This window comes from Mucilaginibacter sp. 22184 (assembly GCF_052045695.1).
GTDB lineage: Bacteria > Bacteroidota > Bacteroidia > Sphingobacteriales > Sphingobacteriaceae > Mucilaginibacter.
In genome coordinates, this window is the sequence record NZ_JBQEPI010000005.1 from 55155 (window position 1) to 66737 (window position 11583).

Here is an 11583-nt window from a genome sequence, read left to right on the forward strand (position 1 = left end):
AGAATTATAAGTTAGTACTTGTAAAATTTAAATTGCGCAAATACACCTCAATGGTTACTGATACGCACATTTCACCATCTTTATTATAAATATCAATGGGGTGGTGTACCATGTATTTGCCTTCGGTATTTAACAGCATTTCGGCATGTTCGATCTCCGCGTCGGTTAAAGTTATCGTAAAATACAAATTACCCGAGCCTGGTTTTAAGTAATGTATAGTTGATGATTTTGACCATACCTTTAATTTATAACCTTTTTGAATAAGTAACTGGTGAAACAATATCGGGTAAAACGGATCGGCAGCCGAAAAAATGGTACCACCAAAAATGGCATTGTTATAGTTTTTATTCAGGATGCTCTTAGCGATCTTTACCTTAACACCCTTAAACCCCTTATCAAATTTTATCACCCAGATACGCTGAAAAAAAAGAGGGGGGTATAAACGCATCGCCCACTTTAACATTCGTTCAGATACCACCATAGACCCTAAATATCTGAAAATTATAAGAAATTAATAGCATTTATAATGTAAAATTAGGGTTGTTCCTGGTATATAAATAGGGTGATAGATTTTTTAACTTAAACAAAATTGTTGCTGTATGGTTAATAAGGTATTCTATATAAAATAGATAATTTATTCAAATACAGATAACTATGAAAAAGCAAATTTTAAGTTTGGCACTTGTCGCGACGATGGTAGGTGCAATAGCAGCGGGTTGTAGTTCTTCAAAAACAGCCAGCGGATCAGATAGTACGAGCACCGACACTTCAAAAAAGATGGCCCCGGCAGCAACCGATACCACGGCAAAGCCCGATACCACTAAAAAAGACACCACAACAAAGCCTGTTCATTAACACAGGCTACGTAATAAATAATTGCCGGATGAGAGCATCATCCGGCAATTATTTTAAAACGCGCTTTTGATAACGCCTCCATCTGTCCTCAGCAAAGCCCCGTTGGTTGCTGACGATAGCGGACTTGCTATATAAGTAACCATATTGGCGATCTCATCCGGATCAAGAAAACGCTGAATGACAGATGTGCCGCGCATGTTTTTAAAAAACTCCTTCTCCATTTCGCCGGCAGTCAGTTTTTTCTCCGCAGCAAGCTTGTCAATAAAACCACCAACGCCTTCTGAGCGGGTGGGGCCAGGTAAAATGGAATTTACCGTTACTCCTGTTCCTTTAGTTAGCTCGGCCAGGCCACGTGCTACGGCTACCTGCGCGGTTTTGGTCATGCCGTAATGGATCATTTCTTCGGGAATTTGTATAGCCGACTCGCTGGAGATGAAAATAATGCGACCCCAGTTTTTTTGGAGCATCTTGTCAAAATATGCCCTGGAAAACCTGATACCGCTCAATACATTTACTTCATAAAATTTCAGCCAGTCCTCATCAGGAATATCCTGGAATGACTTGGGTTCAAAGGTCGCTACATTATTAACCAGTATGTCAACATCAGGCAGGCTGTTTATCATACGGTCAATGTCACTTTTACTGGCCACATCGCCGGTTAAGCCATAAACATCCTGGCTGCCGCTTTCTTTTTTGATCTGCTCTACCGCGGTTTTAACACGCTCATCGGTACGGCCATTTACATATACTTTTACGCCTTCGGCAGCCAGTGATTTAGCTATGGCATAACCAATGCCGGCGGTTGAACCGGTTACCAGCGCCACTTTATTTTTCAATTGAAGATCCATATTCTTTCTATAATTAAGTTGATGATTAAAAGTACCAATGTTTTGTCGGCATATATCATTACAAACAAAAGATGGAATGGTGCTGACAAAATGGAAATTTAAAAGTGTGACAATCCAATTATAATAAATTATACCAATCGGTATAATTTTGCTTCGATGAATGATCGGTTGATCATTTGAACAACGAAAACTAACATGAAAGCAATTCAATTTAAAGAATACGGAGCATATGAAACCCTTAAAGTAGTCGACCTTGATATCCCGGAACTACAGGAGGGGCAATTATTGGTTAAAATAAATGTAGCCGCGGTGAACCCTGTAGATAATACTATCAGAAAAGGTTTAATACCGCAGGCAAAAAAGCCGCCTATGATTTTGGGCAACGAGGCCGCCGGGGTAGTGGTACATGGTAACAGCGAGTTTGCGGGGGGGACAAGAGTGATCATATCACCATTTGCACCCGATGGTTCGATAAGAGGCATCTCAAGCAACGGAACCTGGCAAGAGTATCTGGCTTTATACCCGCAGGAACTGATTAAAACGCCCGATCATGTATCTGATGAAGAAGCCGCCACCTTTCCGGTTGCGTTTTTTTCGGCACAGGCCAGCTTAAATAAAGGTGATTTTACCAACAACAAAAGTGTATTGGCATTAGGCGCGGGTGGCGCTGTTGGTAACGCCACTATTCAACTGGCATTAGCTTATGGCTCGCCTTTGGTTATCACTACTGCAGGCTCAACTCAAAAAGCCGAAGCCGCCCGGTCAGCGGGTATCGAAAATGTTATTGATCTTTCCAAAGAATCCATCAGCGATGGTGTATTAAGAATAACCGAAGGGAAAGGGGTAGACCTGGTGGTTGACAGTATCGGAGGGGATTTAACCGGCCAGGCCATTCATTCGCTGGCCCGTAATGGTATACTGGTTACCATTGGCTACTCGGCGGGTGTGCAATTCACAGCCAACATAACCGATTTTGTATGGAAGGGTTTACAAATGAGGGGGCAAAGCCTTGTTGGATGGTTTAATGCCGAAGAACAAAAACAGGTATGGGATCAGTTGCTGCCATTATTAGCGCAGAAAAAAATAAAACCCATAGTGGCCAAAGTATTTGATATTGCCGATGCTGCCGAAGCACAACGTTATTTAATTGAAGACAGGCCTTTTGGTTAAGGTACTGATCCGGTTTTAAAAGAGCTTGTTAGTTAATAACAAGGTGTTTTGATAGGAGAAGGGGGGAGCTTCATTTATATAGAGCGCTCCCCTTACTTATTATGGGTGATCATCAAACGTTTGTGTAGAGAAATTTGATCAAAATATGAGCCGCTTACTCATCAGGATGATATCTTCATGCAATTATGAAGAAGATATTTACCCTAATGATAGCCTGTATGGCGTTTAGCTTGCTCCATGCCCAGGAATACAGCCAGGTTCAGCAACTCATCAATAGGCAGTTCCCTTTTTTAAAAGGAAAAGTCCAGTTCCGGAAAACAACCATAAAGGATAAGGGAGATACCTTTCGGCTTTATCAGCATGGTAGGTCATTGGTTATCGAGGCCAGTACGGTGTCGGCGGCGGCCTACGGGGTAAATTATTATCTGAAAAATTATGCCCACATGTCGCTTTCTCATTATGGCGATAATGTAAGAGCGATAACACAGCTACCTGCGGTTACAGATACTGTCAGCGTAAATACACCTTTTCAGATCCGTTACGCCTTAAATTATTGCACCTATAATTATACGTACAGCTTTTATAACTGGAATGATTGGGAACGGGAGCTGGATTGGATGGCCCTCAACGGTATAAACACTATGCTGGCTCCCATAGGCACCGAAAAAATATGGCAAAAAATGCTGACTAGTCTGGGTTATACCGATAGCGAGATTCGCGCTTATATCCCGGGCCTGGGTTTTAATGCATGGTGGCTGATGGGTAATATGGAAGGCTGGGGTGGGCCGGTGAGCGATGGTATGATTAACAAATGGGGGCTTCTTCAGCAAAAAATAATAAAACGAATGAAAGAACTGGGTATCCAACCGGTATTGCAGGCATTCACCGGGCTGGTGCCGGATAACCTGGCTGTAAAATACCCTAAAGCTAAAATTGTAAGGCAGGGAAAATGGGCGGGTGGCTTTCAGCGTCCGGCGTTTCTGGCCCCTTCAGATAGCTTGTTCATAAAAATGGCCCGTCAGTATTATACTGAAATGCAAATATTGTATGGTAAGGACATCCAGTATTTTGGCGGCGATCTGTTTCATGAGGGTGGCAAAGCAACGGGCATTGATGTTCCGGAGGCGGCTGGCGATATTCAAAAGATCATGCAGCAATATTATCCCGGCAGCATCTGGGTTTTACAGGGTTGGCAGGACAATCCCCGCAAAGAGCTGTTAGCGGGACTCAAAAAGGAAAATGTGCTGATCCTGGATTTAAAAGGAGAAGAGTTTAACGAATGGGAAAGCCGGAATGGTTTTGAGGGGACACCTTACATATGGGGCTCGGTAAATGACTGGGGCGGTAAGATCACCATGATAGGTGATCTGAAGCGATTGGTTACTGAACCTCAGCGGGCATACCGATCGCCGCAGGGTAAATGGATGAAAGGGATCGGTATTATCCCTGAATCAATCACTGCTAATCCTGTTGCTTTTGACCTGGCCTTGCAAACGGCCTGGTCTGAACCTGGAGCCGATATGGATAATGTGATCAAAAGGTATATCTCGTACCGTTACGGGGCCTATAATAAGGACGTTTATGAGGGCTGGAAACTATTATTAAATTCTTTGTACGGTGTACCCGATTCCAAAGGCGCAGAAGCTATATTTTGCGCCCGGCCCTCTGAAAATGTGACCAACACATCCACATGGGGATCCGATTCCACGCAGTACGATGCTCAGAAACCGGTGCAGGCATTGCGGCTTTTCCGCAAAGCTGCTGTACAATTTCAAGGCTCGGTTACTTTTAAGGTTGATATGGTTGATCTGGCCAGGCAGGTGATGTCAAACCAGGGCCGGGTGGTTTATGTTGATTGTATGAAAGCCTATAAGGCAAAAGATATTAAGGCTTATCAAAAATGGAGAGATCTGTTTCTGCAAATGATACGCTTGCAAAACGAGTTATTAAATACCGAACCCAATTTTATGCTGGGTACATGGCTGGAGCAGGCCAGAGCCTTTGGTATTACCCCAGATGATAAAAAACTTTGCGAGTGGAATGCCAGGGCACAAATAACCTATTGGGGGCCGGATTATAACCCAAAGACCGACCTGCACGAATACGCCAATAAAGAGTGGGGTGGTATGCTGGGTAGTTTTTACCTGCATCGCTGGCAAATGTTTTTCAACGAACTGGATAGCCGGCTTAAAGGGCAACGCTCAAAAACAGTTGACTATTTTACTGTTGAAAAAAACTGGGCCAGGCAGCAAAACGCTTATCCAACTAAAGGAACCGGCAATTTTTTAACCGAAGCTGACCGGGTGATAAAATTGATTAGTCAATAATAAGTTATTTTATTAGAGAAGAAAGGCGTTTTATGTATATAAAGCCCCTTTCTTATGTATTAAAACTATTATAATATAGTTTGTTTTTTATGGATAGCAAACGTTTGTGTGCTATTTTTTGCCGATAATGCTATATGATGAAACTTATGTTATTTATAAGTTTATTATTAATGGATTATATTCTGTAAATAATGAATGTTTAGTGTGTATTTAAACTCAGTTAAATAAAATTAAATTTACTTTCCCGTCAATTAAAAGGTTTAACACAAACGTTTGTGTTAAGATTAGAAATGTTTCCCGAACATTTAATATTTATCTTGTTGACACAAGCCAATAAATAACTGAATATTAATTAATTGTAATGATGTGTCGAAAGCATGCTTTTGCTTTCAGATGCTGAATTTGATCGGGCGCTAAGGCTCGGTTCCTGGTGAGGTATGTGGTGGGTTTTAGGTATCCATTGGTTTGTAGGGTCGCGCCTTTCTATAATAATATCTATCAAATAATAACAAACCAATTAAATTACCACAATCACTATGAAAATGAGGTTAAACAAATTCACAACAATTGTATTATTATGTGGGGTTGCCCTGGCATGATCCTGCAAAAAAGACCTGGTTAGTAAATCACCAAACGAAGCAAACAAGACGGGATCCAACACACAACCCAGAGTGGTAAGCGGCGATTATTCGTCGGAGAATGCTTACAGTTTGAATGTAGTTTATTTTGTGCCATCAGACCGTACAGCGATCACCGATTATCAGCCCCGTCTAAGTAAGTTGTTACGCTGGGGGCAGGAGTTTTACCGTTCAAACATGATCCGTAATGGTTATAACTCCACATTCGGGTTGTTTGTAAAAACAGCCGATACCTCATCTGTTCGTATTGTAATTATCAACGGGCAAAGTCCGGCGAGTTCCTATACCTATAGTAATAAAGGTACGGTGGAACAGGAGATCAATAGTTATTTTACAGCTAACCCAAGCCTCAAAGCAAGCGATCATTACCTGGTTATTATGCCGGTGCCGGATATTAATGCTGCCGATGTACCTTTTTACGGAACCGGCAGATTTTGCTATGCACTGGATTACGCCAAATTTGACATCCAGTATATGGGCCAGGCTACAACTGACGGCAACCTGCTTACCAAGTGGTTTGGTGGTATGATGCACGAATTGGGTCATGGTCTAAACCTGCCACACTCGCACGAAACAAATACAGAGCATTCAACTTTGGGTACCAACCTGATGGGCTCTGGAAATTATACACTGGGTTCGGCACCAACATTTATAAACCGGGCGGGTAGTGCCGTCCTGAATAATTGCCAGGTATTCTCAAAAACGGTGAAAACATTTTACAATACATCATCGGCATCACTCACATCGTTGAACGGAAGCGTTAGCAATGGTAATTTTATAGTTTCCGGAACGTTTACAACTACCGATGTTATAACCGCGGTAAATGTTTACCAGGATCCCGGACCTGCCTATGGCGAGCCCAATAATAATTACGATGCGGTAGCCTGGTCGGTTAATCCAACTGGAAATTCATTTACGGTATCCATGCCTATTTCAGAGTTGCAGAAAACTACCGGCGACTATGAGTTGTTTATATCCCTAATCATGGGTAATGGCAACAGGAGCACAGTTGGCTATTTATATACTTTTGCCAATAATCTTCCGGTGATCAATTTTAATTTTGATCAGACAACTGCTCTGACCGATGGTGTATACGAGCTGAAAGCCGCTTGTGCACCAGGACGCAACCTGGACGTAACCGGCGGCGGCACCGCCGATGGTACCAATGTGGCGGTTTACACCGATGGCAATACCAACAACCAACGCTGGCAGGTAACCAGTCAGGGTAATGGCTATTATAAGTTGGCTCCGCAAAATGCTCCCGGCAAAGTGCTTAATGTTACAGGTGGTGGTACTGCATCAGGTACCAATGTAGATATTTCCAGCGATGTGAGTTCCAACGCGCAGAAATGGAAAGTAGTGAGTGTGGGCTCGGGTTATTATAAACTACAGCCGGCCAATGCGCCAACACTATGTTTGGATGTTACCAGCGGAACCGATGCCAATAACAATGTCGAGATTTATACAGATAACGGGGGTGGCGCGCAACAATGGCGGTTTGAAAAGATTAATTAGAATTATTATTTAATATTGCAAAAAAGGCGTATCTTAATACAGAAATACGCCTTTTTGCACTTTAAAAAGTGTAATGTCTTGCGCCTGCAGACAAAACAAATTAAACCAATTGAATGTAATGCTGTCGTACTGTATAAATATCCTGTAAGATGAAAAAAATAATTTTTGCCGCAGCTTTATTAGTAAACTGCTTCGTATTCAAAATAGCCAGTGCTCAAATTAATGTGAGTTTAGGCATAAACATTGGTAGTCAGCCAGAATGGGGGCCAGTTGGTTATGATCATGCCGAATACTATTACATGCCCGATATTGATGCTTATTACTCGGTTCCAACGCACCAATATATTTATTATCAAAATAATGCATGGGTACGTACGGTAACATTACCGGTAAGGTATCGCAACTACGATGTGTACCGGGGGTATAAAGTGGTGATCAATGACCGGGATCCATGGTTGAGGAACAATATTTACAGGACCAGGTATGCCGGTTATCGTGGCAGACGCGATCAGGTGATCATCCGTGATAGCAAAGAAGAGAAATATCGTAATCATTGGGATAACGGTAAACACAAAGGCTGGTATAAAAAAGATAAAGGTTGGAAAAAAGACCGTGACGATGACAGAGGTCATGGTCATGATAAACATCATGGACATGATGATTAAAATTATTGATGAAATTTTTTAACAAAAAAGCCTGAAATAACTTCAGGCTTTTTTTGTGAGATATCGAAGGGCTTTTGTCAGTATGACGAAAGCCTTTTTTTTGTATGTGGTTTTGAATTCAAAATGTTCCGCGCAGAAGGTGCCGGTATTACTTTTCATTATAAATCTGCCTGGGTTTATATATGTGTTTTTTGATATTATAATACCTGTAGGTAATAACGCGTATTGTAGATCATGTACCTTATAAAGTAATTTATATTATTAAAATGACTGGTTTATAATCGATTAAATGAATTAATTTTTATTTATGTCAATAAAATTTCTTCATGAGAAAGTAAAGTTCATTATTTATTAATCTAAAAGAAATACAAAATCTCTTGACTTTATATAAAAATATCCTACATTGCGCTTATTATTTACCTAATAAAACGTTTTATTAAGTTATTATAGGATAATATATTCCTACTTATTTGTTTATGGCACTGAAAAATAGCCATATGGAATAGTATTGCCTAATAAATAATGAACTAAAAGCTTATAAAAACCAATTTATCTAACCAAACATTAAAAACATGTCCAACAACGTCACTTTTACAAAAGGTAGTGGCATTCGCCTCTACACACCCGAAAATGAAGAGTACATAGACGGGGCTTCAGGAACATTTAACCTCTCACTGGGCTACAGTCACCCCGAACTGGTAGAGGTACTTAAACAACAGGTTGAAAATTTGATCCATGTATCATCGGCGTTTACGGCAGAGCTGGCGCAAGAGGTCCTTGACCGCATTCTGGACGAAGCGCCGGAGCATATCACCGATGGCTGGATGCGCGACATTATCGGTTCAACGGCAAATGAGGGCGCGGTGAAGATCGCAAACAAATTTAATGGCAAAAATGAAGTGGTTAGCCTTTCGCTTTCACATCATGGGCAAACATTGTATACCACCAATATTTCGGGCAACGCATTTAGGCGGAAGTCTTTTTCCAATACTATTTCTACTAAAAACGCCATTGTGCCGGCCCCTTATTGCTACCGCTGCCCATTCTCGGCTAAAGGTCCGGGTAAATGTGGCTTTTTGTGCGCCGAGGCTATTTATGATTATGTGGAATATGGCAGCTCGGGCAGTGTATCGGCGATGGTGATGGAACCTATATTGGGCAATGGGGGCAATATTATCCCACCGGAAGGTTATTTTGAAAAAGTACGGCAGATATGCGATGAGCTGGATATCACCCTCATTGCCGACGAAGTGCAGACAGGTATAGGACGTACCGGCCACATGTTTGCCAGCGAACATTATGATATTAAGCCCGATATCATTACACTGGCCAAGGGGCTGGGTGGCATTGGTATCCCGGCAGCCGCCATTCTGTATAAGCCGGAATATGCTGTATTGGAAAAGTTCGAGCATTCTTATACCTCGGGCGGTAATCTTTTGTCGCTGGCCGCTTCGCAAAAAACCATGGAAGTGGTATCCCGCGAAGGTTTCCTGGAAAACGTACGCAGCACTGGCATCATATTGGGCGACTTACTGAATAAGCTGAAGGAAAATTATCCGCGTATTATTGGCGATGTACGGGGCATCGGGTATATGTGGGGCCTGGAGATCATCGATAAGGATGGTGCTCCCAATCCGGATCTAACCAACAAGATCATTGATGCTGCTTTTGAAAATCATAGCCTCATTTTACGAAGCTCCCGCTATGGTTTTGGCAATGTGGTAAAAGTCCGCCCGGCACTTACCGCCACTGTTGATGATATTGAAGAGATCTATTCGCGTTTAAATAAAATTTTTAGTCAGATATAAAAACATGAAAGCAATTGTGTACAGCGGAGCCTGGGATATTGATATTCAGGACAAAGCAGAACCGGAAATTACCTTGCCAGATGAGGTGATCGTAGAAATTAAAGCGACGGGTATTTGTGGTACCGACCTGAGTATCATCTCGGGCGAGTATAACGCCAAACCCAGTGTGATCATCGGGCATGAATCGGCCGGTATTATTGTAGCCAAGGGGAGCGGGGTTGATAACTGCTTCGAGGGCCAGCGCGTGATCATCGACCCAACTTATTTTTGCAGTTATTGCGAAAACTGCCGCAGGGGGCAGCGTAACCACTGTCTGCATAAATCGAGTACCGAAGCGGGTGTATCTATCGATGGTACTTTTACCAAATATTTTAAAACTACCAAACACTTCATTTACCCGCTTAATGACAATATCCCTTTTGAACAAGGCGCCATGTCTGAACCATTGAGCTGTGTACTCACAGCAGTAAAAAAGTTGGCAGTAACACCTTTTATGCGCACGGCCATTTTGGGTGGCGGCCCGATAGGTTTACTGTTTTATATGGCCCTTACCCAGCATGGTGTACAAGAAGGGGTGATCTATGAAGCATCGCGCCAAAGGATCAAACTGATAGAGGATAACAATGTATTATCCAAACATTGGAAAATTGAACCGGCCTTTATCCCCCAAAAAAATCAATACGACCTGATCATCGATACTACAGGTTCCTTATTGGAAAAATCAATGCAGGCTATTGCCGATGGCGGTAAAATATCCATGATGGGGCTGCGTAATAACCAGCAAACCATTAACCCAAGGGAGATAGCTGATCGCAGTATTTCCATTATTGGTTCTATTGACTCTATGGACACTTTTAAACATGCGGTGGATATGATCAATGGCGGACGCATGGGTCTGGAAAAGATCATCACCAATGATTATAACCTGGATGATTTTAAGCTGGCCATTGAGCATTTAGGTGTTAACGTGGGCACGCGTGAGCGCAGCAATAATATTTCGAGCTTAAAATCGGTGATCACCATTTAATTCAGTTTAGTTAATACCCTATTAAAAATCAAACCATGAAATACATTATTTTTGATATCGACGGAACTTTAACCGATACGACAGAGGTTGACGATCGTTGTTTTACACGGGCCCTGGAAGATGTTTTTGGATTCAAAGGCTTTGAAACCAATTACGGTCATTATGTAAATACCACCGATTCTGGTATTATTGATCAATTATTCCAGGAACAGCATCAGCGTACCTATACCGATGCAGAACGGGAAAGCTTTATCAGTCATTTTTGTAATTTGTTAAAAGCGGCTTATGCGCAGGAAAAGCATTGCATGAAAGAAATACCCAAAGCCGCCCAGATTTTCAATACGCTTTGTGGGCAAGAGGGGATAAGTATTGGCTTGGCTACGGGTGGCTGGCGTGAGTCGGCTTTATTTAAGCTGCGTTGTGCCGGTATCAATCTGGAAGGTTGTGTTGCTACTTCTTTTGCTCAGGATGCCAAAGCCAGGCGCGATATTATTGGCAATACCATCAGGCAGATGAACGAACAGCATAACATAGAAGTACCCAAGAACGATATTGTTTATGTAGGCGATGGTTGCTGGGATTATGAAGCCACGAAACAGTTGGGGATCCGCTTTATCGGTATCAACAATAAAAAACTGGCCGAGATCAGCCATATTGTAAAACTGGACGATTATGATGAAATTCATCAGCACCTCTGGAACCAGGCTGTGCCTGCTTAATACTTAATGGA

Annotated in this window: 10 protein-coding genes; 8 read left to right on the forward strand and 2 right to left on the reverse strand. The window is 42.1% G+C overall.

Annotated elements, in window-relative coordinates; all coding sequences use genetic code 11:
• Positions 1-4: 4 nt before the first annotated feature.
• Positions 5-448 carry a DUF4442 domain-containing protein gene (locus ACTJKG_RS12265; protein WP_371742416.1) on the reverse strand — a complete coding sequence of 148 codons (444 nt, stop codon included), beginning with the start codon at positions 446-448 and terminating at the stop codon, positions 5-7.
• A 206-nt stretch (positions 449-654) separates the two neighbouring features.
• Between ACTJKG_RS12265 and ACTJKG_RS12270 the strand changes: the two genes are divergently transcribed.
• Complete coding sequence (locus tag ACTJKG_RS12270) at positions 655-855, forward strand: hypothetical protein (protein ID WP_440739371.1); 201 nt, start codon at positions 655-657, stop codon at positions 853-855.
• Between the two features lie 53 nt (positions 856-908).
• Here ACTJKG_RS12270 and ACTJKG_RS12275 read toward each other — a convergent pair whose 3' ends face one another.
• Complete coding sequence (locus ACTJKG_RS12275; RefSeq protein ID WP_440739372.1) at positions 909-1703, reverse strand: SDR family NAD(P)-dependent oxidoreductase; 795 nt, start codon at positions 1701-1703, stop codon at positions 909-911.
• Positions 1704-1898: 195 nt separating this feature from the next.
• Between ACTJKG_RS12275 and ACTJKG_RS12280 the strand changes: the two genes are divergently transcribed.
• From ACTJKG_RS12280 to ACTJKG_RS12310, 7 genes are all read left to right on the forward strand, one after another.
• A complete protein-coding gene (locus tag ACTJKG_RS12280; protein ID WP_440739373.1) occupies positions 1899-2873 on the forward strand; it encodes a quinone oxidoreductase family protein in 975 nt (324 codons plus the stop codon).
• A 185-nt stretch (positions 2874-3058) separates the two neighbouring features.
• Positions 3059-5200: an alpha-N-acetylglucosaminidase gene (locus tag ACTJKG_RS12285; protein WP_440739374.1), complete on the forward strand. Its 2142-nt coding sequence runs from the start codon at positions 3059-3061 to the stop codon at positions 5198-5200.
• 710 nt (positions 5201-5910) lie between these two features.
• Complete coding sequence (locus ACTJKG_RS12290; RefSeq protein WP_440739375.1) at positions 5911-7353, forward strand: RICIN domain-containing protein; 1443 nt, start codon at positions 5911-5913, stop codon at positions 7351-7353.
• 149 nt (positions 7354-7502) lie between these two features.
• Complete coding sequence (locus ACTJKG_RS12295) at positions 7503-8018, forward strand: hypothetical protein (protein ID WP_172333370.1); 516 nt, start codon at positions 7503-7505, stop codon at positions 8016-8018.
• 572 nt (positions 8019-8590) lie between these two features.
• The gene (locus ACTJKG_RS12300) at positions 8591-9826 is read left to right on the forward strand and encodes an aspartate aminotransferase family protein (RefSeq protein WP_172333371.1); all 1236 of its coding nucleotides are present in this window, start codon (positions 8591-8593) and stop codon (positions 9824-9826) included.
• A 4-nt stretch (positions 9827-9830) separates the two neighbouring features.
• Complete coding sequence (locus tag ACTJKG_RS12305; protein WP_440739376.1) at positions 9831-10853, forward strand: zinc-dependent alcohol dehydrogenase; 1023 nt, start codon at positions 9831-9833, stop codon at positions 10851-10853.
• Positions 10854-10888: 35 nt separating this feature from the next.
• The gene (locus tag ACTJKG_RS12310; RefSeq protein WP_440739377.1) at positions 10889-11572 is read left to right on the forward strand and encodes an HAD family hydrolase; all 684 of its coding nucleotides are present in this window, start codon (positions 10889-10891) and stop codon (positions 11570-11572) included.
• Positions 11573-11583 lie beyond the last annotated feature (11 nt).